Genomic DNA, 23,872 nt, shown 5'->3' on the forward strand with positions numbered 1-23,872 from the left:
GGTGACCCGAGGGGGTTCCGCACGAGCGGGCCGGCGCACTCCGACCGCAGCGAGCTCATCGCCCGACCGCGCCCAGCCACGCCGTGCACCTCGACCCCCCGGACTCCCCCTGAACGAGGGAGTCGCGTCACACTTCGCGGAAACGGCCTAATCCGCTGGCCTTGCGCGGCGGACATGGCCGACCATGCGCGGGTGGGATTCCTGGACGCCAACGGCCTCGCCTTCCGCCTGCCCGACGGCCGCGAGCTGTTCCGCGACGTGTCGTTCAAGGTCGGCACGAACAGCGTGGTCGCCCTGGTCGGCGCGAACGGCGTCGGCAAGACGACGCTGCTGCGGATCCTGTCCCACGAGCTGACACCCACCGCGGGCAGCGTCCGCGTGCAGGGCGGCCTCGGCGTGATGCCGCAGTTCGTCGGCTCGGTCCGCGACGAGAGCACCGTCCGCGACCTGCTCCTGGCCGCGTCGCCCGCGCCGCTGCGGGCCGCCGCTGAGGCGCTGGACGAGGTCGAGCTCCAGCTCATGGAGACCGACGACGAGCCCACCCAGATGCGCTACGCCGACGCGATCACCGCGTGGGGCGAGGTCGGCGGCTACGACGCCGAGGTGCTGTGGGACACGGTCACCGTCGCCGCGCTCGGCGTGCCCTTCGACCGGGCCCGGTTCCGCGAGGTGCGCACCCTGTCCGGCGGCGAGCAGAAGCGGCTGGTGCTCGAAGCGCTGCTGCGGGGCCCCGAACAGGTGCTGCTGCTCGACGAGCCGGACAACTACCTCGACGTGCCGGGCAAGCGGTGGCTGGAGGAGCGGCTGCGCGAGACCGGCAAGGCCGTGCTGCTGGTCAGCCACGACCGGGAGCTGCTCGACGTCGCCGCCACGCACGTCGTCACGGTGGAGGCCCACTCGGCGTGGACCCACCCCGGCTCGTTCGGCACCTGGCACGCCGCCCGCGCGGCCCGCATCGACCGCCTCGCCGAGCTGCACCGCCGCTGGAACGAGGAGCACGACCACCTCAAGGAGCTCGTCCGCACGCTCCAGATCCAGGCCAGGATCAGCGAGGTGATGGCGGCGAAGTACCGGGTCATGCGGGCCAAGCTGGAGAAGTTCGAGGAGGCGGGCCCGCCGCCGGAGCTGCCGACCGACGAGAAGGTGACGCCGCGCCTGCGCGGTGGCCGCACCGGCGTGCGGGCCGTCATCGTCGAGGACCTCGAGCTGACCGGGCTGATGAAGCCGTTCGACGCGGAGATCTTCTTCGAGGACCGGGTCGCGGTCCTCGGGTCCAACGGCTCGGGCAAGAGCCACTTCCTGCGGCTGCTCGGCGGCGGCGACGTCGCGCACACGGGCGTGTGCCGCCTCGGGGCACGGGTGGTGCCGGGCCTGTTCGCGCAGACCCACCAGCACCCGGAGTGGGTCGGCCGCACGCTGGTCGACGTCCTGTGGCACGGCGAGGGCGGCCGCAAGGGCCTTGACCGGGGCGCGGCGATGGCCGTGCTGAGCCGCTACGGCCTCGGCAAGCAGGGCGACCAGCGGTTCGAGACGCTGTCCGGCGGGCAGCAGGCGCGGTTCCAGGTGCTGCTGCTGGAGCTGTCCGGCGCCACGCTGCTGCTGCTGGACGAGCCGACCGACAACCTCGACCTCAACTCGGCCGAGGCGTTGCAGGACGCGCTGGAGGGCTTCACCGGCACCGTCGTCGCCGTCACCCACGACCGCTGGTTCGCCCGCGGATTCGACCGGTTCCTGCTGTTCCGGTCCGACGGCGAGGTGGTCGAGGTGGACGAGCCGGTGTGGGACGAGACGCGGGTCAAGCGCGCCCGGTAGGCGATCGGCGGCGGCGGTCGCGCGTGGTCACCGCCGCCCTGGCCGTCGTGCACCTGGCGGTGCGGACGTCCGGGTCCAGGTCGGCTGGGCCGGGCGGGTGAAGGCCACCGCGGACCGGGGTCGGTGCGGCACACTCGGCGCATGGACACCGGCCTGGTGGTGGCGCTCGTCGCCACCGTGATCGTCATCCTCAGCGGAATCGTCCTGGCCGTGCGGACCCACCACGCCCCGGGCCGCCCCGACGACGGTCAGGCGCCGAACTCGTCCGACGGCGGTGGCGGCGGTTGAGCCGAACCCCTCCGCGAGCGGCCAGGGGCGCTCCAGGGCCTGATCACGGTCGCTCCGGTGATCGCGGTGGCCTGGCGCCGGGCACGCCCGCCGGTTCGGCCTCGACCCCGCCGAGGTGACGTCGTGCCACGTGCCGGCCGTGGTGGTCCTGGTCGGGCTCCAGCTCGGCGCGGCGATCGTGCCGCGCACCCCCGCGGCCGTGTTCGCGGTGTCGCCGGCCCAGGGCGTGATCGGGTCGGCGCAGGAGGCGCCGGCGCTGCCGCTGGTTGCGGCGCACGTGGTCACCGGCGCACTGGTGGTCGCGGCCACCACCCACCTGGTCGTGCGGACGTTCCGCGTCTAGCGCGACCGCAGTTCCACCAGCACGCGCGGCACCTCGTCCAGCAGCTCGCGGGCCAGCATCCCGGTCAGCCCGGTGCGCGGCACCAGCCGCTGCCCGGCCATCGCGTGCACGTGCCCGGCCCAGCAGGTGGCGAGCGCCGGGTCGGACTCGCGGGCCAGCATCCCGCCGACCAGCCCGGCCAGCACGTCGCCGCTGCCCGAGGTGGACAGCCCGACGTGCCCGGTGCCGTCCTGCCAGACCCGGCCGTCCGGCGCCGCCACCACGCCCATCAGGTTCACCACCGCGTCGTACTTCCCGGCTATCGCCACCGCGGCCTCCACGTGGTCCTCGACCTCCGACCCCAGCAGGTACCCGCCCTCCACCACGTTCGGCGTGAGCACCACCCGACCGCGCACCGGGTCGCCCAGCGACGGGTGCAGGCCCAGCGCGCCCAGTGCGAACGCGTCGAGCACCACCGGCCCCCGCGTCGCGGGCAGCAACCGCTCCAGCAGGGCGGCCGTCTCGTCCGGGTCGACCAGGCCGGGCCCGACGACCACCGCCGAGGCGTCCGCCACCAGGTCGCCCAGCTCGTCCGCCGCCGCGCGCGACACCGCACCCGACTCCGTCTCCGGCAGGCCCACCACCAGCGCCTCGGGCACCGCCAAGCCGAGGCCGGAGGCGTGCCGGTCCGCCACGGCCAGCTGAAGCGTCACCGCGCCGGTGCGCAGCGCCGCGATCCCGCTGAGCAGCACCGCGCCCGGCACGCGCCGCGAGCCGCCCACGACCAGCACGGTGCCGCCGTCCTCGCGTCCTCGCGGCCACTCCCGCAACAGGGCCGACGTGATGGGCTCAGGCTGAACGCGTGGTGGCATCTGCGGTCTCCGTGGGCTCGGCGCCGTGCTCGATCAGGTGGTCGCTCTCGAACTCCCGCTCCAACAACCACGCGCCGTCCTCGCGCCGCCACGACGTCAGCGAGCCGTTGGGCACGGTCGAGTGGTGCGCGTAGGCCAGCATGTCGCGCTCGGGCAGGCCCTCCAGCAGGTAGCGCAGCAGGAACGGCGTGATCTCGTGGGCGAACAACAGCACCCGCTGCCCGTCGAGGTCGCGCAGCAGCGACCGCAGCCGCAGCAGGACGTCGGCCCACGACTCGCCGCCCGGCGGCCGGTAGTAGAACTTGCCGAGCCGGCGCTTGCGCACCAGCTCGTCCGGGTACCGGTTCGCCACGCCGTGCGTGGTCAGCAGGTCGAGCACGCCCAGTTCGCGGTCGCGCAACCGTTCGTCGACCAGCATCCGGGGGTGCCCCCGCAGCGCCAGCGCGGCGGTGTCGAGGGTCCGCCGGTACGGCGACGCCACGACCAGGTCCGGCCACTGCTCGTGCGGCATCGAGGCGAACCACCTCCCCAGCGCCCGGCCCTGCTGCTCACCGGCGGGGGACAGCCGCACGTCCGCGTCCCGCTCGGCGATGTCGATGACGTCGTCCCCGGCCGACTCGGCGGCTTCGCGCGCCACGTTGCCGTTGCTCTCGCCGTGCCTGATGACCCCTATCCACTCCACTCCAGCGAACTTAGTGGCACGGGACTGCGGGGGCATTCCAGGGAGGCGTCAGCCGAGGTGGGAACCTCCGGTGGACGACGTGGACGACGTGGACGCGTGCTGCGAACGCCTGGCACCCGCGGTCGTGCTGTTCCTGGTGGCCCGTCGGGTCACTCGCGATCAGCGGGCAACCGCCCGGACCTGACCGCCGCGACCAGTTCCTCGTGGTCGGCGCACGTCCGGTCGGCGTAGCCCAGCGCGTACCGGGCGATCGCCTCGTCCAGCTCCTCGCCGCCCGCGCAGTACCCGGCCAGCAGGCGCGGGTCGACCGACCGGCTGTGCGCGCGGGCCAGCAGCGCGCCCGCGAGCCGGCCGTAGTCGTCCAGGTCGTCCCGCTTCAGCGTGGTCGCGTCGATCTCGCCCTTGCGGTTGCGGAACTGCCGGACGATGTAGTCCCGGCCCTCGATCGTGGTCCAGCCGAGCAGGATGTCGGTCTCGGCCTGCACGAGCCGCGCGCCGTGCACGATCCGCTTGCCCTCGTGCTTGCCCGACTGGCCGGCGTTCCCGGCGGACGCGCCGAGGAACGGCGCCAGCGCCGACGGGCGCGCCTCCTTCGCCTGCAGCACCAGCGCCTCGTCGCCGTTGCCGTGCAGCAGGACCAGGTAGTTGCGCCAGCCGACGCTGCCGGTGCCGACCACGCGGAACGCCACGTCCGACACGCTGTAGCGCATGATCAGGTTGTACCGCGACTCGCGCAGCGTGTCCACATAGGACGGCAGGGCGGCCACGACGGTCGCCGCCGTCTCGTCGGAGATCCGGGACAGCACGGGCGGGTCCGCCACGAACCGGATGTGCTCGCCCTCGCGCCGGGTCCACTTCGCCGCCACCCGCGCGCTGGTGTTCTTGCGCGCCTTGGACGCGGCCTTCGTGAAGTCGTCCAGCAGGTCGTCGGCCTTCGACTTGGACAACGCCGACTCGTCGCCCAGCGCGTTCCACGACTCCATGAACGGGATCTCGGCCAGGTGCCGCGCCGCGCCCCGGTAGGCGCGCACCGCGTCGGACGCCGCGTCGCGGCAGCCCTTCTCCGACACGCCGCCCTCCCGGCCCGCCAGCACCAGCGACGTCGCCAGGCGCTTCAGGTCCCACTCCCACGGGCCGGGCAGCGTCTCGTCGAAGTCGTTGATGTCCATCACGATGCGGCCCTCGGGCGTGCCGTACAGGCCGAAGTTGGCCGCGTGCGCGTCACCGCACAGCTGCGCGTCCAGCCCGCTGCGCGGGCCCACGGCCAGGTCGCCCGCCATCAGCCCGGCGCTGCCCCGGAAGAACGCGAACGGCGAGACGAGCATCCGGCCGATCCGCAGCGGCACGAGGTGCGGCAGGCGACCCTCGTTCGACGCGTCCACGAAGTCGACCACGGACGGCCGGTCCGGCGCGAACGCCAGCTCCCGGTGCGCCTGGTGGCTCACCGCCGCCCGCAGCCCCCGTCCGCGAGCCAGGACCTCTTCCGGCTCGACCCACTGTCCCAGCGCGACGGCCGCGCGAGCCCGCTTGCGTTCACCCATGGGCCAAGGATGCGGGTCGAGACCGGCGATCACACCGACCTCGACACGTCTGTGACCTGCGATATCAGGCGGATCAGGCAAACCGGGCACGAGGGTCGCGCTGAGTGCTCAACACCTCGCCGACCGCGTCGATCCCGCGGTCCAGCTCCTCGCGCGTGATGACGAGCGGGGGAGCGACGCGCAGCGTGGTGTCCTGGGTCTCCTTGCACAGCACGCCCAGCCCGGCCAGCGCCTCCGACGCCGCCCGCCCGCGCGGTCCGCCGGGCGCGATCTCGACGCCGGCCCACAGCCCGCGCCCGCGCACCTCCGCCACGCCGTGCCCGACCAGCTCGCCCAGCCGCGCGTGCAGGTGGGCGCCCAGCTCGCGGGACCGCTGCTGGAACTCGCCGGTCGCGAGCAGCCGCACCACGGCCCGCCCGACCGCGCACGCCAGCGGGTTGCCGCCGAAGGTCGACCCGTGCTCGCCGGGCCGCAGCACGCCGAGCACCGCGCGGCTGCCGACCACCGCCGACACCGGCATGATGCCGCCGCCCAGCGCCTTGCCCAGCGTGTAGAGGTCGGCGCGCACGCCCTCGTGGTCCAGCGCCAGCAGCTCGCCGGTGCGGCCCAGCCCGGACTGGATCTCGTCGGCGATCATCAGCACGTCGTGCTCGTCGCACAGCGCCCGCACGCCCGCCAGGTAGCCCGCGGGCGGCACGACCACGCCCGCCTCGCCCTGGATCGGCTCCAGCAGCACCGCGGCGGTCCGCTCGGTGATCGCGTCGCGCAACGCGTCCAGCGAGCCGTACTCGACGACCTTGAAGCCCGGCGTGAACGGACCGAAGTCCTCGCGGGCGGTGTCGTCGGTGGAGAACGAGACGATCGTGGTGGTGCGACCGTGGAAGTTCGACCCGGCGACCACGATCTCGGCCGTGCCCGCGGGCACGCCCTTCACCCGGTACGCCCACTTCCGGGCGACCTTGATCGCCGACTCGACGGCCTCCGCGCCGGAGTTCATCGCCAGCACCATCTCGGTGCCGGTCAGCTCGGCCAGCTCGCGGCAGAACGGGCCGAACTGGTCGTGGTGGAACGCGCGGCTGGTCAGCGTGACCCGGCCGAGCTGCTCGACCGCGGCGGCGACGAGGTCGGGGTGGCGGTGGCCGAAGTTCAGCGACGAGTAGCCGGACAGGAAGTCCAGGTAGCGGCGCCCGTCCACGTCGGTGACCCACGCCCCCTCGCCGTGCGAGATCACGACCGGCAGCGGGTGGTAGTTGTGCGTGCTCCATTCCTCGTCGAGCGAGATGAAGCGCTGGGAGCTCAGAGCTGCGGCCATGGCGGTCATGTCACCAACACTAAGGGGCCTGCGCCAGCGAATTCATCCGTCAGGCGTTGCGCATCCGTCATGTTCGTTGCGCAATCGGACTTTTTCGCGGCGATTCATTGCGTGACCGGTAGGCCCATGATCGACGGGATACCCTCCGACGATGGCCGACAAGTCCGCGCAGGTCCAGTCGATATCCGACGCCTTCCGGGTGGATCCGGAGAGCTTCGACCTCGCCGGGGTCGACCCGGCCGCGACGCCGGTCGGGCCACGCTCGAAGTCCGAGGCCGCCGCGGACATGGCGGTGATCGGCCGCGAGCTGGACCGGCTCCAGGAGGCGCTGTACGCCGAGGGCACGGGCGGCGGCGACCGGCGGGTGCTGCTGGTGCTCCAGGGCATGGACACCTCCGGCAAGGGCGGCACCATCCGGCACGTCGCGGGCCTGGTCAACCCGCAGGGCCTGCGCATCGCGTCGTTCAAGAAGCCGACCCGGACCGAGCTGCGGCACGACTTCCTGTGGCGCGTCCGCCGCCAGGTGCCGCCGCCGGGCCACATCGGCGTGTTCGACCGCTCGCACTACGAGGACGTGCTGGTCGCGCGGGTGGACAACCTCGTGCCGTCGACCGAGTGGCGGCGGCGCTACCGGCAGATCAACGCGTTCGAGGCGGAGCTGGCCGACCAGGGCGTGACCACGGTCAAGTGCTTCCTGCACATCTCGCCGGAACGGCAGCGCGAACGGCTCATCGCCCGGCTGGAGGACCCGCTCAAGCGCTGGAAGTACAACCCGGGCGACCTGGAGGTGCGGTCCAAGTTCTCGCGCTACCAGCTGGCCTACTCCGACGCGCTCGTGAAGTGCTCGACGCCGGTCGCGCCCTGGCACGCCGTGCCGTCGGACCGCAAGTGGTACCGCAACTGGGTGGTGGCGCGGCTGCTGCTGGAGGCGCTGCGGGACCTCGCGCCCGCCTACCCGGAACCCTCGTACGATCCGGCCGTCGAGTTGGCACGGCTCCGGGACGCCGACCCGTTGCGCTAGACGCAATCTTCGTTGCACCTCTTGCTTGGGCGCAGTGGTCCAGGCCACTGTGGGACCGCCGCGGGCGGTCGAGCGGAGGTTCGGTGTGGTTGTGGACAGGCGGCGGTTCCTGGGTGCCGTTGGCGTGGGAGCGGGGTTGCTGATGACCGAGGGTGTCGCGCGAGCGGCCGAGTCCGACGGGGGCCACGGGAGGGCGGAGATCCGCGCCTACCTGGGCACCTACACGTCCTGGGCGGGCGGTGGCACGGGTCTCGGGCTCGGCGCGTACGACCCGGCGACGGGCAGGCTGCGCGTCACCGGCGTGGTGCCGGACGTACCGAACCCGTCGTTCGTGATCGACGCGGGCCGCCGGGTGTACGCGGCGAACGAGAAGTCCGACGGCGAGGTGACCGCGCTGGCGGTCGGCCCGGACGGGGTGCCGAAGGTGCTCGGCAGCCGCAGCACCGGCGGCGCGGACCCGTGCCACCTGGCGCTGCACCGCGGTTTCCTGCTGTCGGCCAACTACAGCTCGGGCAGCGTGGCCGTGCACCCGGTGCTGCCCGACGGCGGGTTGGGTGAGCGCACGGACCTGGTCGTGCACAAGGGTGCCGGACCGGACCCGGACCGGCAGGAGGGGCCGCACGCGCACCAGGTGCTGGCCGACCCGACCGGCGAGTTCGTGCTGGCGGTCGACCTGGGCACCGACTCGGTCCACAGCTACCGGCTCAGCGGCGAGGGCAAGCTGACCCCGGCCGCCACGGCGCGCGTGCACGCCGGCGCGGGGCCGCGGCACCTGGCGTTCCACCCGTCGGGCAAGCACGCCTACATCGCCAACGAGCTCGACTCCACGATCGTGGTGGCCGGTTACGACCGGGGCGTGCTCACGCCGGGCCAGAAGGTGAGCACGCTGCCCGCCGGCGCGCCGACCGCGCCGCGCAACTACCCGGCGGAGATCGTGGTGTCGTCGGACGGGCGCTTCGCCTACCTGTCCAACCGGGGTCACGACAGCGTGGCCGTGTTCGCGGTGGAACGCGGCGGCGCGGCGCTGCGGCTGGTCGAGGCCACGCCGGTGGGCGGGAAGTTCCCCCGGCACATCACGCTCGACGCGTCCGGCCGGTTCCTGCTGGCGGCCAACCAGAACTCGGACAACATCACCACGTTCGAGGTGGACCGGACCACCGGGAAGCTGCGGCTGACGAGCACCACCGCCGCCCCGATCCCGGTGTGCGTCGCCCTGAAGAGGTAACTCCCGACGGGTTAACTTCCGCCGGCGGGACTGTCCGCACTGGTAGCACCGGTGCATGAACATGCTCGCGTTCGCGCTGCTGATGGCCCTCACACCCGCGCCGGCCGCGCCGGAGCTCGTCGCGTTGGGTGATTCCTACGCGGCGGGCCTCGGCGCGGGCGCCGAGTCGTCCGACGACTGCCGGCGGAGCCCGAACGCGTACCCGGCGCTGTGGGCGCAGCGCCACCACGCGTCCCTGGTGCACGCCGCGTGCGCCGGCGCCACGACGGCCGAGGTGACCGGGCAGGTGGAGCGGATCACGCCGGGCGCCACGCTCGTCACCATCACGGTGGGCGGCAACGACGCCGGGTTCACCGACGTGATGACCACGTGCACGTTGGGCGACGACGACGAGTGCGTGTCGCGGGTCGACGAGGCCGAGCGGTTCGTCCGCGACGAGCTGCCCGGCCGGTTGGACGCCCTGTACGGCCTGGTGGCCGACCGGCGGGCCGCGTCGGCCGAGGTGGTGGTGCTGGGCTACCCCCGGTTGTTCTCGCACGAGACGTGGTGCTTGATGAGCGGGGTGAAGCGGGAGGCGGTGAACCGGGCGGCGGACGCGGTGGCCGAGGTGACCGGTGACCGGGCGGAGGCGGCCGGGTTCGAGTACGCGGACGTGCGGGACGCTTTCGACGGCCACGGCGTGTGCGCCGACGAGCCGTGGCTGAACGGCCTGGTCCTGGTCCCGGTCGACCGCTCCTACCACCCGAACCGGGCGGGCCAGGAGTCCGGCTACCTGCCCGCCCTGACCGAAGCCGCCACCCGCGCCTCCACCACCTGACCCCTCACTCACCCACCCCACCCCCTCGCCCACTCACCCCCTCGCCCTCGCCCTCGCCACCCCCTCGCCCACACCGCTCACCACACCCGTCCACCCGCGTGGTCACACCCTCGCCGCGAGGTCGCGTCGACCGTTCGCGTCCTCATTCCCGACGATCACGCTTTTCGATCGTCGGGAATCAGGGCGCGAACGGTCGACTTCCGGGCGACCTCGCCGCCGCCTGCGGAGCAGCGGCAAACTAACCCCGTGAACCACTCGAACGGGCTGCGCCAGGTCGCGGCCACCCGCTACGTCACGCCCTTCCGGGAGGGCGGCTCTTTGCCGGGGCTCGTCGAAGCCGACGACCTGGGCATGTACGTGCTCAAGTTCCGGGGCGCGGGTCAGGGCGTGAAGGCGCTCATCGCCGAGATCGTGGTCGGTGAGCTGGCCCGCCGCCTCGGTTTCCGGGTGCCGGAGATCGTCTTGGTGGAGCTGGACCCGGAGTTGGGTCGGGCCGAGCCGGACCAGGAGGTGCAGGAGCTGTTGAAGGCCAGCGGCGGGCTCAACCTGGGGTTGGACTACCTGCCGGGGTCGTTCGACTACAACCCGGTGGTGCGGGAGCCGTCCGCGGAGGCCGCCGCCCGCTTGTTGTGGCTGGACGCGCTCACGTCGAACGTCGACCGCAGCTGGCGCAACCCGAACACCTTGCTCTGGCACCGCGAGTTGTGGCTCATCGACCACGGCGCGTCCTTGTACTTCCACCACTCGTGGCGGCCGGAGCGGTTCCCGGCGGCGACCTACCGGTTCGACGCGGCGGACCACCTGATGCTGCCGTTCGCGGGGGACCTCGCGGGGGTGGACGCGGAGCTCACTGCCCGCGTCACGCCCGACCTGGTGCGGGAGGTGCTGGCGCTCGTGCCTGACGCGTGGCTCGCGCAGGACGAGGCGTTCGGCGCACCGGCCGCGGTGCGCGAGGCGTACGAGTCGTTCTTCACCGCCCGCCTGGCCGCGCCGCGGGCGTGGGTCGACGCACTGGAGGCCGCCCGTGCCGCACGTGTTTGAGTACGCGCTGCTGCGCGCGGTGCCCAGGCAGGAGCGAGGCGAGTTCGTCAACGTCGGCGTGCTCGTCTACTGCAAGGACCTGGAGTTCCTCGGCGCGCGCGTGCACGTCGACGAGCGCCGGGTGCTGGCGTTGGACCCGTTCCTGGACGTGGAGGTGTTGCGGGCCACGCTGGAGCACTTGGGCCTGTCGTGCGACGGCGTGCCGACGGCGGGTCCTGTGTCGCGCACCTCCGCAGGTCAGCGGTTCCGCTGGCTGACCGCGCCGCGCAGCACGATCGTCCAGACCTCGCCCGCGCACACCGGTCTGACGGACGACCCGGAGGCGGAGCTGGACCGCCTGCTGGCCGCGCTGGTGCTGCCGCCCGACCACTAGGGTGGCAACCTCTCGCCGCGCACCGCGTCTTTAGGTGCGAGCAGTGACCGACACACGGACGGGGTCGCTTGATGAACGCCGGATACCAGCAGGGCGGGTATCAGCAGGGCGGATACCGACAGGGCGGGCAACCGCGGCAGGGCGGGCAGCCGCGGCAGCGCGGGCCCCAGGGCGGGCCGCAGCAGGGCGGGTACGGGCAGCGCGCCGCGTACCAGCCGGCGGGACGCCCGGCGCCGCGCCGCCGCAAGCCGAGGATCGGGCGGATCATCGGCGTGGTCCTGGTGTTGTTGCTGGCCTTCGGCATCGGCATGTGGTTCTACGTCGACGGGTCGTTGCGCCGGATCGACGCGCTGACCGACTACGCGGACCGGCCGGCGGACACACCGGGCACCAACTGGCTGCTCGTCGGGTCGGACGCGCGCGACGACCTGACCGAGGAGCAGAAGGCCGAGCTGTCCACCGGTGACGCGGGCGGTCGGCGCACGGACACCATCATGTTGTTGCACATCCCGGAGGGCTCCGGGAAGTCCACTTTGGTGAGCGTCCCTCGCGACTCCTATGTGGACATCCCCGGCAACGGCAAGAACAAGATCAACGCGGCGTTCGCGTTCGGCGGGCCGTCGTTGCTGGTGCAGACCGTGGAGGGCGCCACGGGCATCCACGTCGACCACTACATGGAGATCGGCTTCGGCGGCTTCGCCGGGATCGTGGACGCGGTCGGCGGCGTGGACATGTGCATCGAGGAGCCGATGCAGGACCCGTTGGCGGGCTTGGACCTCCAGCCGGGCTGCCAGGAGCTCGACGGCACGCAGGCGCTGGGCTTCGTCCGCTCGCGGGCGTTCGCCACGGCCGACCTGCAACGGGTGGAGAACCAGCGCAAGTTCCTCGCCGCGCTGACCGACAAGGCGACGAGCTTCGGCACGCTGGCCAACCCGTTCCGGGCGTTCCCGCTGCTGTTCGCGGGCACGGACTCGATCTCGGTGAACGCCGACGACCACCTGCACCACCTCGCGGGCATGGCGTTCGCCATGGGCGGGGGAGTGGACACGGTGACCGTGCCGGTGGGCGGCACGCCGACCGTGCCGGGCGCGGGCTCGGTCGTGCAGTGGGACCGGGAGAACGCGCTGCGGCTGTTCGGCGCGCTGGAGAAGGACGAGCCGGTCCCCGCCGACCTGCTGCCGCAACCGAAGTAGTCGCGTCACGGACGGGCCGCCGGGCACACGCACCCGGCGGCCCGTCCGCGTCTGCGGCGCGTTGTCCGGATCGCGGTCGTCCGCGCGTTCAGCGGGGTTCGGCGACCGGGACGTCCGGCACACCGAGCAGGCGCACGGCCCTCGGCACCACGACCGCGCCCGCCAGGATCATCCCGGCGGCGACAACGCACGCCACCCACCAGTGCGCCCCGTCGTACAGCGCGCCCGCCGCCAGGCTGCCGATCAGCGCACCGACCAGGCACGCCGCCTCGTACACGCCCATGGCGCGACCCACCTGGCCGTCGGCCGCCTCGGCGATCACGGCCTGCTGCACCGGCATCACCGCCGCCCACGCCAGCCCGCTGAGCACCCAGAGCCCCGCGATCACGTACGGGTTCGGCGCCCACGCCAGGCCGACCGCGAACGCGCAACTGGCCAGCGACGCGCCCACCAGCACCGACCGCCGGCCGAACCGCAGCACGTACCGGTGCAGGGGCTCGGCGGCGGCGCTCATCGCGATCGCGCCCGGCAGGAACACGAATGCCACCTCCCGCAACCCCAGGTCGAACCCGCGTTGCAGGTGCAGGAGCAGCAACAACCCGACGGCCGCTTCCGCCGCCATGGTCATCACCACGGCGAACAGCATCGGCCGCAACCGCTTGCCCACCGCGCCCAACCCGGCCGCCGCCACGCCCTGGCCACCGCGTGCCCGCCGCCCCGGCGCGGCGAGCAGGAACACCGCCGCCGCCACGCACGCCGCGCCGCACGCCCAGAACAGCCCCGCGTAGCCGACCGTGCCGACGAACGCCATGCCGGCCACGAACGCCACCCACGAGCCGGTCTCCTGCGCGGCGAGCAGGCGGGGGAACACCGCGGTGTCCTCGGCCAGCCGCTCGCTGACGATCGCGCGGACGGCGACCCACAGCAGCGCGCCACCCGCGCCACCGACCGCCGCCGCGCCGTACGCGAGCGGCGCGCTCTGGGCCGTGGCGTACCCGGCGCACGACAGCGCGTAGAGCAGCGCGCCGATCGCGGCGGTGCGCCGCCGGTCCCAGCGGTCGGCCAGCACGCCCGCCAGTGGCCGCACGAGCACCGACAACGCCATCTCGACCGCCATCAGCGCGCCGACCTCGGTGGCGCTCAGCCCGATGGTCGCGCCCGCCCACAGCGGCAGCACGAAGTCGATCAGCTCGGTCGGCCCGTTGGCCAGCGTCGCCGCCGTCAACGTGCGCCGTTCCCGTGCCGTCCCCCGGTCCGCGGCCTCGTCTTCCACGTCGTCCCCCAAAACTTCGAACACCGTTCGTACAACTCCGAACGGTATACTGAGTTTCATCATGAACGCAAAGGACGACGCCCAGCGGCGAGTGCTGGAACTGCTGTGGAAGGACGCCCGCCGCCCCGCCCGCGGCCCGCGGCGGGGCTTGACGGCGGAGCGGATCGTGGCCGCCGGGATCCGGATCGCCGAGACCGAGGGCCTGGCCGCGCTGTCCATGCGCCGGGTGGCCGTCGAGCTGGGCGTCGGCACGGCCTCGCTCTACACCTACCTGCCGGGCAAGGCGGAGCTGGAAGCCCTGATGGCGGACTCGGTCGGCGGCGACGACCCGCTGCCGGACGACTGGCCGGGCGACTGGCGGGCCAAGCTGGAGGCGTGGGCGCGCAACGACCACGAGGGCTACAAGAAGCACCCGTGGGTGCTGCAACTGGTCGCGACGGTGGCCGCGCCCGGGCCGAACCTGCTGCGGTGGATGGACTCGGCGCTGCGCGTGCTGGAGGGCACCGGCCTGACCCAGGCGGAGAAGATGGCGGTGGTCGAGTCGGTGGACGCCTACGTGCGCGGCCAGGCCAGGCTGGGCCTCGACGCGCACGAGCCGAGCGCCGACGAGATGCGCGAACGCGACGCCGCGCTCCGCGAGCTGGTCGACTTCGAGCGGTACCCGGCGCTGCTCGCGGCCGTGCGGGCGGGTGTCGCGCCCTACACGGGGGACAAGTTCGAGTTCGGGCTGCGACTGCTGCTGGACGGGGTCGAAGCCCTCATCGCCTCGAAGAGGGCTCCGACGTCCTGAAGGTCCCCGTCAGTTCTCGTCCGGCGTCGGCGACGTGACCGGCTCCGCCGCCGGCACGGCGGCCAGGACCGCGGTCTCGGCGACGCTCGGCGCGGTCCGCGCGGCGCTCGGCACGGTGACGGCCGCGGTGGCGGCCGGGCTCGTGGACGGCGCGGCGGCCGCAGGGCGGTCCGGGCGGCGGTCCGGGCGGCGGGCGACTCGGCGGCCCGGGAGGCGGTCGGCGGCGCGGTTCGGGTGGCGGTCGGCAGGCCCGTCCGGGCGGTGGCCGGGAGGTCGGCCTGGTCCGCGGCCGGCGCGGTGGCCGGGTGGCGGTCGGCAGCGTGGTCCGGGCGCCGACCGGCAGGGAGGTCCGGGCGGTGGCGGGCGCGGCGGTCCGGGTGGCGGCCGGGGCCGCGGTCCGGTCCGCGGCCGGCGCGGGCGCCTGGACCGCGCTCTGTGCCGGGGCCGGGGCCTCGGCAGCGGCGTCGCCCGGGGTCTCGACCGAGGTCTGGACCGCCTCGGCGGCCTGGCTGACGAGGATGATCCCCTCGAACTCGCGCAGCAGGTCGTCATAGATCGGTGTGAGTGACACTAGGTAACCCCCAAGACGTCGTTCGTCCCCCGAACGGGCCAAAGTAGCCTACCCACGGCCCCACCTCCGCTTCACCCGGTATTCGACAACTGGATGCCTTTGTCGTTAACTGTCGGCTGAACACACCCCTCGCCCACAGGTTGTGGGGCTCGGTCACATGTGCCGTGCGCCGCAGGCCACCTAGCGTTTCGGGCCATGACGAGTGTCCCCGGTCACAGCGACGACCTGTCCGGTCGCACCGCCCTGGTCACCGGCGCCGGCAGCGGCATCGGGCGGGCCTGCGCGGTCGCCCTCGCCCGAGCCGGGGCGAAGGTGCACCTCGTCGACCGCGACGGCGACTCGGTCGTCGAGGCCGCCCGCGAGACCGGCGGCACCGAGCACGTGGTCGACCTCGCCGGCGACGACCCCGTCCGCGACCTGCCCGCCGAGGTCGACATCCTGGTGAACAACGCGGGCCTGCAGCACGTCGCGCCGGTCCACGAGTTCCCGCCCGACCGGTTCGCGCTGCTCCAGCGGGTCATGGTCACCGCGCCGTTCCTGCTCGCCCGGCACGTCCTGCCGCACATGTACCAGCGCGGCTGGGGCCGGGTGGTGAACATCTCCAGCGTGCACGGCACCCGGGCCAGCGCCTTCAAGTCCGCCTACGTCACCGCCAAGCACGGCCTGGAAGGGCTGAGCAAGGTCATCGCGCTGGAAGGCGCGCCGCACGGCGTGACCAGCAACTGCGTCAGCCCCGGCTACGTGCGCACGCCGCTGGTGGAGAACCAGGTCGCCGACCAGGCCCTGGCGCACGGCATCGAGCCCGAGCAGGTGCTCACCGACGTGATGCTCACCCGGCACGCCATCAAGCAGCTCATCGAACCGGCCGAGGTGGCCTCCGTCGCGCTGTGGCTGTGCGGCGCGCACTCCGGTCACGTCACCGGCTCGTCGTTCACGATCGACGGCGGTTGGACCGCCCAGTAGCCCCCCGTTCGCCCATCCCCGACGAAGTGGTGACCGACATGACGAACGCCGCCCCTCCGCAGCCGAAGAAGTCCTTCGCCAAGGTGGTCATAGCCAGCCTCATCGGCACGACCATCGAGTGGTACGACTTCTTCCTCTACGGCTCCGCCGCCGCACTGGTGTTCAACAAGCTGTTCTTCCCCACGGCGGACCCGCTCAACGGCACCCTGCTCGCGTTCACCACCTACGCGATCGGCTTCCTGGCCCGTCCGCTGGGCGGCCTGGTGTTCGGCCACTTCGGCGACAAGATCGGCCGCAAGAAGCTGCTCGTGCTGAGCCTGCTGCTGATGGGCGGCGCGACGTTCGCCATGGGCCTGCTGCCCACCTACGCCGCGATCGGCGTGGCCGCGCCGCTGCTGCTGACGTTGCTGCGGTTGATCCAGGGCTTCGCGCTGGGCGGCGAGTGGGGCGGCGCGGTGCTCATCGTGTCCGAGCACGGCAGCGCCGAACGACGTGGTTTCTGGGCGTCCTGGCCGCAGGCGGGCGTGCCGATGGGCAACCTGCTGGCCACCGCCGTGCTCGCGGTGCTGGCCGCCGTGCAGACCGACGAGGCGTTCCTGTCGTGGGGCTGGCGGGTGCCGTTCCTGCTGTCCGGCGTGCTCGTCCTGATCGGACTGTGGATCCGGCTCAGCGTGTCCGAGTCGCCGGTGTTCCTGGAAGCCCAGAGGAAGGCGGAACAGCAGAAGGTCGCGGCCGGCAAAGCTGCCGGGCTGAAGCAGAAGCCGCCGATCGTGGCCGTCGTGCGCGACCACTGGCGCGAGGTGCTGATCGCGATGGGCGCCCGCATGGCGGAGAACGTGTCCTACTACGTGATCACGGCGTTCATCCTGGTCTACATCACCTCGGAGCTGGGGATGCCGCGCTCGGCCGGGCTGAACGCGGTGCTGATCGCCTCGTTCGTGCACCTGGTCACCATCCCGCTGTGGGGTGCGCTGTCGGACCGGATCGGCCGCCGCACCACCTACCTGATCGGCACGGTCGGCATCGGCCTGTGGATGTTCGTGTTCTTCGCGCTGCTGGACACGAAGTCGTTCTTCCCGATGACGCTCGCGGTCACCATCGGCCTCTTCCTGCACGGCGCGATGTACGGCCCGCAGGCCGCGTTCTTCTCCGAGCTGTTCGGCACGAAGGTGCGCTACTCGGGCGCGTCCATCGGCTACCAGCTGGCGTCGATCGGCGCGGGCGCGGTGGCGCCGCTCATCGCGACCGCGCTGCTCGCCGCCTACGACAGCTCGTTCCCGATCGTGCTGTACGTGCTCGCCATGTGCGTGCTGACGGTGATCGCCGTGGTGGTGGCGAAGGAGACGAAGGGCAGCTCCCTGAACCGGACCGACGCCGAGATCCCCTCAGTGCGAGCATGAGGGCATGAGCGAGGCGGACGCGGTGGAGCACCTGTTGGAGCTGCTCGGCCTGCTCGCGACCGACGCGGGCAGCGAGCAGCTGGCGGCGGTGCTCCCCGCGGCCCGCGCGGCGGGGGTGCCGGACCACGAGCTGGACCGCATCGCCCGCGCCTCGGAGTGGGCGTTGCGGATCCGCCGCACCCTCACCGCGCACCGCCGCCGGGAAGCCGAGCTGGAAGCGCTGTTCGACACCGCGAACGACCTGGCGGGCGTGCGCGACCCGGACGCCGTGCTGCGGTCCATCGTGCGGCGCGCCCGGCTGCTGCTCGGCGCGGACATCGCCTACCTGAGCATGAACGAGCCGGGTCGCGGCACGTACATGAGGGTCACCGACGGCTCGATCTCCGCGTTGTTCCAACAGGTCCGGCTCGGCATGGGCGAAGGGCTCGGCGGGCTGGTGGCGCAGACCGCCCGGCCGTACGTGACCGCCGACTACTTCGCCGACGACCGGTTCAACCACACCGGCCCGATCGACGCGGCCGTGCGCGACGAGGGCCTGGTCGCGATTCTGGGCGTGCCGCTCAAGCTGGACCGCCGGGTGATCGGCGTGCTCTACGCGGCCAACCGCTCGCCGCGCCAGTTCCCGCCCGACGAGGTGGCGCTGCTGTCGTCGCTGGCCGACCACGCCGCCATCGCGCTGGACACCGCGCACCTGCTGGAGGAGACCCGGGCCGCGGGCGAGACGATCAGCGCGCACAACGAGGCCATGCGCCGCGCCGAGGACGCCCACGACCGGCTCACCGACCTGGTGCTGCGCGGCGCGGACGTGCCCGAGGTGGCCGCCGCCGTGGCCAAGGTGCTCGACGGCGGGATCGTGGTGCACGACAGCGACGGCGTCGAGCTGGCCCGCATCGGCACGACCAGCGCGCTCACGCCCCGTGCGGCGGTCAACGCGTCCCGCGCCAGCGGCCGGGCCATCCCGCAGGACGGCACGTGGGTGTGCGCGGTGCTGGCGGGCCGCGAGCTGCTGGGCGGCATCACGCTCACCGACCGCCCGGACCTCGGCGACGCCGACCGCAGGCTGTTCGAACGCGCGGGCGTCGTCACCGCCCTGCTGCTCCTGTTGCGCCGCACGGTCGCCGAGGCGGAGAACAAGGTGCGCGGCGAGCTGATCACCGACCTGCTCACGGCGGCGGTGGACTCGGTCGCGGTGCGCGCCCGTGCCCGCCGGGTCGGCGTGGAACTGGCGGCCGACCACGTGGTGCTGGTCGCGGACGGCCCGCGTGACCGGCTCCTCGCCGCCGCCGCGCACCACGCGTCGGCCTGTCGCGGCTTGGCCGGCGTGCACGGCGAGCACGTGGTGCTGGTGCTGCCCGGCGCGGACCCGGCGTGCGCGGCGCGGGACGCGGCGCGGGTGCTGGGCAAGGCGGTCGGCCTGCCGGTGACCGTGGGCTCCGGCGGTCCGGCGCACGGCCCGGAAGGCGTGGCCGCCGCGCACGCCGAGGCGGTGCGGTGCCTGAAGGCGTTGTTGCAGCTGGGCCGCAAGGGCACCGGCGGCACGCTCGCGGACCTCGGTTTCGTCGGCGTGCTGCTGGGCGACCGGGCGGACGTCGCCGGGTACGTCCGGTCCACCCTCGGCCCCCTGCTGGACTACGACTCCAGCCGGGGCACCGAGCTGGTCCGGACCGTCACGGCGTACTTCGCGTGCGGCGCCAACCTCAGCCGCGCCAAGGAAGAGCTGCACGTGCACGTGAACACGGTGGTGCAGCGGCTGGACCGGGTGGCGAGCCTGCTGGGCGACGACTGGCAGTCGCCGGAACGGGTGCTCGAAGTCCAGTTGGCGCTCAAGCTGATGAAGGTGCTCGGCCCCTGACCGACCGCGCTGTGCGCGGCACGCGGGTCCCGCCGCTCGGCCGCCCCCGGAGCGCGCCGAGCGGCGGGACACCTCCGGTCACGACAGCGCGCACTCCGCGGCGCTCACCGCCGCCGGCCTGGGGACGGTCGCCGACGCGGGCGGTCGCGTGCCCGACAGCCACCCCTCCAGCGCGACGAACGCCGACCGGTGGCACGGCGTCAACGGCCGCAGCCGATCCGGGAACGCGTCGAACAGCGAGTCCACGTGGGTGCCGCCCTCGATGCGGTAGTAGCGGAACAGCGCCCCGCGCCCCTCCCGGCGCACCATGTCCGCGTACACGTCGGAGTCGCGGGAGATGGGCAGCAGCACGTCCAACGTGCCGTGCAGGGTGAGCAGCGGCTTGCCGATCCGGCCCGTCAGCGCGATCCGCTCGACGGCCCGCCGCGCCCCGGGCCGTGCCGCGTAGTCGTAGTCCGCGTCGCACAGCGGCGTGCCGGGCGCGCAGAACGGCGTGCCGGCCTCCGCGTCACCGTCCCAGGCCGGGTCCAGCTCCTCGCGGTAGATGCGCTGCGTCAGGTCCCAGTAGTACTGGTGGTGGAACTGCCACAGGAACTCCGACTCGGCCGGGAAGCCGGCGGCGACCACCGCCGCCTTGTCGCCGGTGGCGTAGCCCTTCAGCGCGGGCGGCAGGAACGTCAGCAGGTTCGGCCCCCGCGCGGTCCACAGCGTGCCCTCCCAGTCCACCCCGCCGTCGTACAGCTCGGGGCGGTTCTCCAGCTGCCACCGCACCAGGTAGCCGCCGTTGGACAGGCCGGTGGCCAGGGTGCGCGACGGCGGCCGGCAGTACCGCTGCGCCACCACGGCCTTCGCCGCCCGGGTCAGCTGGGTGACCCGGTGGTTCCACTCGGCGATCGCGTCGCCCGGCCGCGAGCCGTCGCGGTAGAAGGTCGCGCCCGTGTTGCCCTTGTCGGTCGACGCGAACGCGTACCCGCGGGCCAGCACGAAGTCGCTGATGGCGCGGTCGTTGGCGTACTGCTCGCGCACGCCGGGCGAGCCCGCCACGACGAGCCCGCCGTTCCAGCGCGCCGGCAGCCGGATCACGAACTGCGAGTCGTGCGCCCAGCCGTGGTTGGTGTTGCCGGTGGAGGAGTCGGGGAAGTAGCCGTCCACCTGCGTGCCGGGCACGGGCGTCGGCGCGGGCAGGCCCGCCGGGGTCAACCCGGCCCAATCGGCGGGATCGGTGCGGCCACCGGCGGTGGACAGGTCGGCGAGGTGGGTCAGTTCCTGGTGCTCGGCACCGGGAACGCGCAGGGGACCGCATCCGTCGGCGGACGCGGGAACGGCCTGCGCCGTCGTCGCGAGGAGCGCTGCGATCAGCGGAACGGCGATGTTCACCCGAGGCACGGTAAAACGGCTCGCCGGGCCGCGGAATGGCTCCGGACGCCATGGCCGGCGGGGCGGATGTGGTGCGCGGAGCCATCGGCGGCACACCTGCGAGTGACCCTCGGACCGGGAGTTGTCTCGACATCGCGTGACCATGAGGGGTAATCGGGCAATTCACTGTCACGGGTGACGTCGATCGGCGCATGACCGGACCGTCACCGATCCCCACGACCGTCCGAACGGCCCTGTCCTGGACGTCCCCGCGTGCGCGGTGTGGCTGCTCGCCCGGCGGTGGAGGCTTGAGTACCACGTTCGGTGCGTTTCGGGGGTCCAGGCGGGGGTAGCTGAGTTGACCCAGCGAAGTTCGCACTGCCAGGTGATTTACGTTCACCCGGCGTGAGGTGTCTGCTTCCGGGGTGACTGAGCAACGGCGCTCTACGCGCACAGACCAGGAGTGGGACCTGATCCGGCGCATCCAGAACCTGGCCCACCGTGCCGAACGCACCGCGTTCGACCACTCCAACCTCGTCGGTCCGCCGCCGTCCCAGCAGCACCTGGACATCCTGGCGGAGATCCGCGCGCTGACCGAGCAGGCGGTGGCGCAGCGGATGCCGAGACCGGCCAAGCTGCCCCGCCAAGCGGCGCCGGTCGAGGACGGGAAGCTCTCCGCGCCGGTCCGCTGAGCGCCTGCGCGGGCCGGCCCCGACCCGGCCCGCGCACGGGCGCCGTCAGCGGCGGCGGACCAGCTTGACCAGGCCCTTGAACGTCTCCTCGAGGCCGGAGGAGAACGGGTTGTCGTTGACCAGGTAGGTCCAGGTGGTGTTCGGGCGCTGCACGCCCGCCTCGGCCAGGTGCGCGCCGTCGGCGTCGATCTGCACCTTGGCGAAGGTCTCCTCCGCCTCGTCCCACGCGTCCGGGATGATCTTGTGATAGGCCGGGATCGCCTCGCGGTGGAACTCGTCCAGCGGGTTCTGCCGCGCCAGCGCCCGCAGGTGGATGCCCTCGCGCAGGTCCGTCAGGAACGTCAGGTGGTCGCTCCACCGCTGGTCGAGGTGGTGCAGCGCGATCAGGCGGGCCGCGGTGACCTTGACGTCCTCCGCCAGCTCCTTGATCTCGTGCGCCTTGTCCGGCTTGCGCTCGGCCAGCTCCTTCCACGCCAGGTCGGTGCGCAGCAGCTTGTCCCGGTACTCCAGCAGCAGCTGGCGCTGGTGCTCGATCAGCTTGTTGTACCGCCAGGTGTTGCGGTGGATCTCCAGGTGCACGCCCTCGGCGACGCGCTGCCCGTGCTCCACGGTGTGCAGCGTGCCCGCGTCGGTGACGCGGCCGTCGTCGTCCACCTCGGCCGGCTCGTCGTGGTCGGGCACGTACTGCGTGACCAGGTCGTCCTGCAAGGAGGAGAAGAACACCGACCCGCCGGGGTCGCCCTGCCGGCCCGCGCGACCGCGCAGCTGGTCGTCCAACCGGCTGCTGGAGTGCCGGCCGGTGCCGATCACGTAGAGGCCGCCGAGCTCGGCGATGCGCTCCCGGTCGGTCGAGTCGTGCCCGCCGAGCCGGATGTCCGTGCCGCGGCCCGCCATCTGGGTCGACACGGTGACCCGCTGGAACGAGCCCGCGTCGGCGATGATCGAGGCTTCCTCGGCGTCGTTCTTGGCGTTGAGGACCACGCACTCCAGGCCCGCCTCGGCGAGCTTGCGGGACAGCCGCTCGGACTCGGCCACGTCCAGCGTGCCGACCAGGATCGGCCGGCCCGACTCGTGGACCTCCTTGATCTCGGCGACGACGGCCGCTTCCTTCTGCTCCAGCGTCGCGTACAGCCGGGGCGCCTCGTCCTTCCGGATCGTCTCCACGTTCGGCGGGATGACCAGCACTTCCAGCTGGTAGAAGTCGCGCAGCTGCTCCGCCACGGCCACCGCGGTGCCGGTCATGCCGCACACCGCGGGGTAGCGGCTGAGCAGCGCCTGGACGGTGATCGAGTCCAGCACCTCGCCCGCGTCCGTGGTGGCCACGTTCTCCTTGGCCTCGACCGCGGCCTGCAGGCCGTCGGGCCAGCGCTGGAGCTTCGCGATCCGGCCGCGGGTGTCGTTGATCAGGTGCACCTTGCCGTCGCGGACGATGTAGTCCACGTCGCGGTGCAGCAGGACCTGCGCGTGCAGGGCCACGTTCACCTTGCTCAGCGTGGTCGAGACGTGCTCGTCGGAGTACAGGTCGATGCCGCCGAGCGCCCGTTCGACCAGCTCGCTGCCCGCGCCGGTGAGGTAGACGTTGCGCTCTTCGTCGTCGATCTCGAAGTGCAGGTCGCGGCGCAGCCGCTTGACCAGGTCGGCCAGCGCCGGGTCGACCGCGGGGCCCGCCGTGGAGCCGGCCAGCACCAGCGGCACGCGCGCCTCGTCCACCAGGACCGAGTCCGCCTCGTCGACGAGGGCGACACGCGGCTTCGGCACGATGAGGTTGCCCTCGTCGGTGGCCAGCCGGTCGCGCAGCACGTCGAACCCGATCTCGGAGACCGAGGCGTACATGACCTCGGCCTGGTAGGCGGCGCGGCGCTCCTCCGGCTTGGAGCTCTGGTTGATCCAGCCGACCTTCACGCCCATGAGCTCGTAGAGCGGGCCCATCCACTCGGCGTCGCGCTGGGCGAGGTAGTCGTTGACCGAGACCACGTGCACCTGGTCGCCGCGCAGCGCGAAGCCGGCCGCGGCGATGGCGCCGGAGAGCGTCTTGCCCTCACCGGTGGCCATCTCGACCACGTGGCCCTCCAGGAGGCCCAGCGCGCCGAGGATCTGCACGTCGAACGGGCGCAGGCCGAGCGCGCGGTCGGCGGCCTCGCGGCCGAGCGCGCACACCTCCACCAGCTCGGGGCGGCCGAAGTCCGACTTGTCGCGCAGCTTCGCGGCCGCGGCCGTCAGTTCCTCGTCGCTGAGCTTCTTCACGCGCTCGGACTGCTCGTTGACCTCGTCGAGCAGCTTCCGGTAGGGCGTGAGGTCGGCGGAGCCGGGCTTCTGCGCGAACCGCCGCATCCGCTGCTTGAACCGTCCCAGGAGAGTGGTCACGGCACGGCAACGTACGGCAAGTCCACAACGTTCCGCACGTCACCCGGTTGACAGTTCACTCGCCGGACGAGTCGATCTCGTGCCGCGGCGGGGCCTCGGAGCCGTGCGAGCG

Annotated in this window: 21 protein-coding genes; 14 read left to right on the top strand and 7 right to left on the bottom strand. The window is 72.9% G+C overall.

Annotated features, from left to right (window positions below; translation table 11 throughout):
• Window positions 1-174: 174 nt before the first annotated feature.
• The 3 genes from IOD16_RS06355 (at window position 175) to IOD16_RS06365 (ending at window position 2,443) form a co-directional block, all read left to right on the top strand.
• Entirely contained in the window at window positions 175-1,812 is a 1,638-nt protein-coding gene (locus IOD16_RS06355) for an ABC-F family ATP-binding cassette domain-containing protein (RefSeq protein ID WP_201439266.1), read from the top strand.
• A 141-nt stretch (window positions 1,813-1,953) separates the two neighbouring features.
• A complete protein-coding gene (locus tag IOD16_RS06360; RefSeq protein ID WP_201439267.1) occupies window positions 1,954-2,100 on the top strand; it encodes a hypothetical protein in 147 nt (48 codons plus the stop codon).
• 130 nt (window positions 2,101-2,230) lie between these two features.
• Complete coding sequence (locus IOD16_RS06365; RefSeq protein ID WP_201439268.1) at window positions 2,231-2,443, top strand: hypothetical protein; 213 nt, start codon at window positions 2,231-2,233, stop codon at window positions 2,441-2,443.
• Here IOD16_RS06365 and IOD16_RS06370 read toward each other — a convergent pair.
• The 4 genes from IOD16_RS06370 to rocD form a co-directional block, all read right to left on the bottom strand.
• Window positions 2,440-3,294 carry an NAD(P)H-hydrate dehydratase gene (locus IOD16_RS06370; protein WP_201439269.1) on the bottom strand — a complete coding sequence of 285 codons (855 nt, stop codon included), beginning with the start codon at window positions 3,292-3,294 and terminating at the stop codon, window positions 2,440-2,442. The genes IOD16_RS06365 and IOD16_RS06370 overlap by 4 nt on opposite strands.
• On the bottom strand, window positions 3,272-3,976 hold the full coding sequence (locus IOD16_RS06375) for a histidine phosphatase family protein (protein WP_236594782.1): 705 nt from the start codon (window positions 3,974-3,976) through the stop codon (window positions 3,272-3,274). Before IOD16_RS06375 ends, IOD16_RS06370 begins: the two co-directional genes overlap by 23 nt.
• Window positions 3,977-4,125: 149 nt before the next feature.
• Entirely contained in the window at window positions 4,126-5,517 is a 1,392-nt protein-coding gene (locus tag IOD16_RS06380; RefSeq protein WP_201439271.1) for a DUF2252 domain-containing protein, read from the bottom strand.
• Window positions 5,518-5,590: 73 nt separating this feature from the next.
• Window positions 5,591-6,838 carry an ornithine--oxo-acid transaminase gene (gene rocD / locus IOD16_RS06385; RefSeq protein WP_123743198.1) on the bottom strand — a complete coding sequence of 416 codons (1,248 nt, stop codon included), beginning with the start codon at window positions 6,836-6,838 and terminating at the stop codon, window positions 5,591-5,593.
• Window positions 6,839-6,980: 142 nt separating this feature from the next.
• Here rocD and IOD16_RS06390 point away from each other — a divergent pair, with 142 nt between their 5' ends.
• The 6 genes from IOD16_RS06390 (at window position 6,981) to IOD16_RS06415 (ending at window position 12,499) form a co-directional block, all read left to right on the top strand.
• Window positions 6,981-7,850, top strand: coding sequence for a PPK2 family polyphosphate kinase (locus tag IOD16_RS06390; protein WP_201439272.1), 870 nt, complete (start codon window positions 6,981-6,983; stop codon window positions 7,848-7,850).
• A gap of 142 nt (window positions 7,851-7,992) precedes the next feature.
• Window positions 7,993-9,075 (top strand): lactonase family protein, encoded by a 1,083-nt coding sequence (locus IOD16_RS06395; RefSeq protein WP_236594783.1) that lies wholly within the window; start codon window positions 7,993-7,995, stop codon window positions 9,073-9,075.
• 55 nt (window positions 9,076-9,130) lie between these two features.
• Complete coding sequence (locus IOD16_RS06400) at window positions 9,131-9,892, top strand: SGNH/GDSL hydrolase family protein (RefSeq protein WP_201439273.1); 762 nt, start codon at window positions 9,131-9,133, stop codon at window positions 9,890-9,892.
• A 246-nt stretch (window positions 9,893-10,138) separates the two neighbouring features.
• Entirely contained in the window at window positions 10,139-10,933 is a 795-nt protein-coding gene (locus tag IOD16_RS06405) for a HipA family kinase (protein WP_201439274.1), read from the top strand.
• Window positions 10,917-11,306, top strand: coding sequence for a DUF3037 domain-containing protein (locus tag IOD16_RS06410; protein ID WP_201439275.1), 390 nt, complete (start codon window positions 10,917-10,919; stop codon window positions 11,304-11,306). Before IOD16_RS06405 ends, IOD16_RS06410 begins: the two co-directional genes overlap by 17 nt.
• A gap of 71 nt (window positions 11,307-11,377) precedes the next feature.
• Window positions 11,378-12,499: an LCP family protein gene (locus tag IOD16_RS06415; protein WP_201439276.1), complete on the top strand. Its 1,122-nt coding sequence runs from the start codon at window positions 11,378-11,380 to the stop codon at window positions 12,497-12,499.
• Window positions 12,500-12,587: 88 nt separating this feature from the next.
• Here the strand turns inward: IOD16_RS06415 and IOD16_RS06420 are convergent, their stop codons facing one another.
• On the bottom strand, window positions 12,588-13,796 hold the full coding sequence (locus tag IOD16_RS06420) for an MFS transporter (protein WP_236594784.1): 1,209 nt from the start codon (window positions 13,794-13,796) through the stop codon (window positions 12,588-12,590).
• A gap of 37 nt (window positions 13,797-13,833) precedes the next feature.
• Here IOD16_RS06420 and IOD16_RS06425 point away from each other — a divergent pair, with 37 nt between their 5' ends.
• The 4 genes from IOD16_RS06425 (at window position 13,834) to IOD16_RS06440 (ending at window position 19,348) form a co-directional block, all read left to right on the top strand.
• On the top strand, window positions 13,834-14,562 hold the full coding sequence (locus tag IOD16_RS06425) for a TetR/AcrR family transcriptional regulator (protein WP_201439277.1): 729 nt from the start codon (window positions 13,834-13,836) through the stop codon (window positions 14,560-14,562).
• Window positions 14,563-15,328: 766 nt separating this feature from the next.
• Window positions 15,329-16,096, top strand: a complete 768-nt coding sequence (locus IOD16_RS06430) for a 3-hydroxybutyrate dehydrogenase (protein ID WP_123743188.1) — start codon at window positions 15,329-15,331, stop codon at window positions 16,094-16,096.
• A 38-nt stretch (window positions 16,097-16,134) separates the two neighbouring features.
• Window positions 16,135-17,496 (top strand): MFS transporter, encoded by a 1,362-nt coding sequence (locus IOD16_RS06435; protein ID WP_201439278.1) that lies wholly within the window; start codon window positions 16,135-16,137, stop codon window positions 17,494-17,496.
• Window positions 17,497-17,500: 4 nt separating this feature from the next.
• Window positions 17,501-19,348 (top strand): helix-turn-helix domain-containing protein, encoded by a 1,848-nt coding sequence (locus IOD16_RS06440; RefSeq protein ID WP_201439279.1) that lies wholly within the window; start codon window positions 17,501-17,503, stop codon window positions 19,346-19,348.
• A gap of 78 nt (window positions 19,349-19,426) precedes the next feature.
• Here the strand turns inward: IOD16_RS06440 and IOD16_RS06445 are convergent, their stop codons facing one another.
• On the bottom strand, window positions 19,427-20,734 hold the full coding sequence (locus IOD16_RS06445; RefSeq protein ID WP_425471181.1) for a tannase/feruloyl esterase family alpha/beta hydrolase: 1,308 nt from the start codon (window positions 20,732-20,734) through the stop codon (window positions 19,427-19,429).
• A gap of 395 nt (window positions 20,735-21,129) precedes the next feature.
• On the opposite strand from IOD16_RS06445, the gene IOD16_RS06450 reads away from it, so the two are divergent.
• Window positions 21,130-21,396 carry a hypothetical protein gene (locus IOD16_RS06450; protein ID WP_201439280.1) on the top strand — a complete coding sequence of 89 codons (267 nt, stop codon included), beginning with the start codon at window positions 21,130-21,132 and terminating at the stop codon, window positions 21,394-21,396.
• A gap of 45 nt (window positions 21,397-21,441) precedes the next feature.
• Here IOD16_RS06450 and secA2 read toward each other — a convergent pair whose 3' ends face one another.
• A complete protein-coding gene (gene secA2, locus IOD16_RS06455; protein WP_201439281.1) occupies window positions 21,442-23,760 on the bottom strand; it encodes an accessory Sec system translocase SecA2 in 2,319 nt (772 codons plus the stop codon).
• Window positions 23,761-23,872 lie beyond the last annotated feature (112 nt).

Origin of the sequence: Saccharothrix sp. 6-C, from assembly GCF_016695385.1 — a bacterium.
Taxonomy (GTDB): domain Bacteria; phylum Actinomycetota; class Actinomycetes; order Mycobacteriales; family Pseudonocardiaceae; genus Actinosynnema; species Actinosynnema texasense.

Bases quoted from the DNA above. Each gene is read 5' to 3' on its own strand.
- rocD (WP_123743198.1), bottom strand. From the start codon at position 6,838: ATGACCGCCATGGCCGCAGCTCTGAGCTCCCAGCGCTTCATCTCGCTC.
- IOD16_RS06355 (WP_201439266.1), top strand. From the start codon at position 175: ATGGCCGACCATGCGCGGGTGGGATTCCTGGACGCCAACGGCCTCGCC.
- IOD16_RS06370 (WP_201439269.1), bottom strand. From the start codon at position 3,294: ATGCCACCACGCGTTCAGCCTGAGCCCATCACGTCGGCCCTGTTGCGG.
- IOD16_RS06400 (WP_201439273.1), top strand. From the start codon at position 9,131: ATGAACATGCTCGCGTTCGCGCTGCTGATGGCCCTCACACCCGCGCCG.
- IOD16_RS06390 (WP_201439272.1), top strand. From the start codon at position 6,981: ATGGCCGACAAGTCCGCGCAGGTCCAGTCGATATCCGACGCCTTCCGG.
- IOD16_RS06425 (WP_201439277.1), top strand. From the start codon at position 13,834: ATGAACGCAAAGGACGACGCCCAGCGGCGAGTGCTGGAACTGCTGTGG.
- IOD16_RS06395 (WP_236594783.1), top strand. From the start codon at position 7,993: ATGACCGAGGGTGTCGCGCGAGCGGCCGAGTCCGACGGGGGCCACGGG.
- IOD16_RS06415 (WP_201439276.1), top strand. From the start codon at position 11,378: ATGAACGCCGGATACCAGCAGGGCGGGTATCAGCAGGGCGGATACCGA.
- IOD16_RS06440 (WP_201439279.1), top strand. From the start codon at position 17,501: ATGAGCGAGGCGGACGCGGTGGAGCACCTGTTGGAGCTGCTCGGCCTG.
- IOD16_RS06435 (WP_201439278.1), top strand. From the start codon at position 16,135: ATGACGAACGCCGCCCCTCCGCAGCCGAAGAAGTCCTTCGCCAAGGTG.
- IOD16_RS06360 (WP_201439267.1), top strand. From the start codon at position 1,954: ATGGACACCGGCCTGGTGGTGGCGCTCGTCGCCACCGTGATCGTCATC.
- IOD16_RS06430 (WP_123743188.1), top strand. From the start codon at position 15,329: ATGACGAGTGTCCCCGGTCACAGCGACGACCTGTCCGGTCGCACCGCC.
- IOD16_RS06380 (WP_201439271.1), bottom strand. From the start codon at position 5,517: ATGGGTGAACGCAAGCGGGCTCGCGCGGCCGTCGCGCTGGGACAGTGG.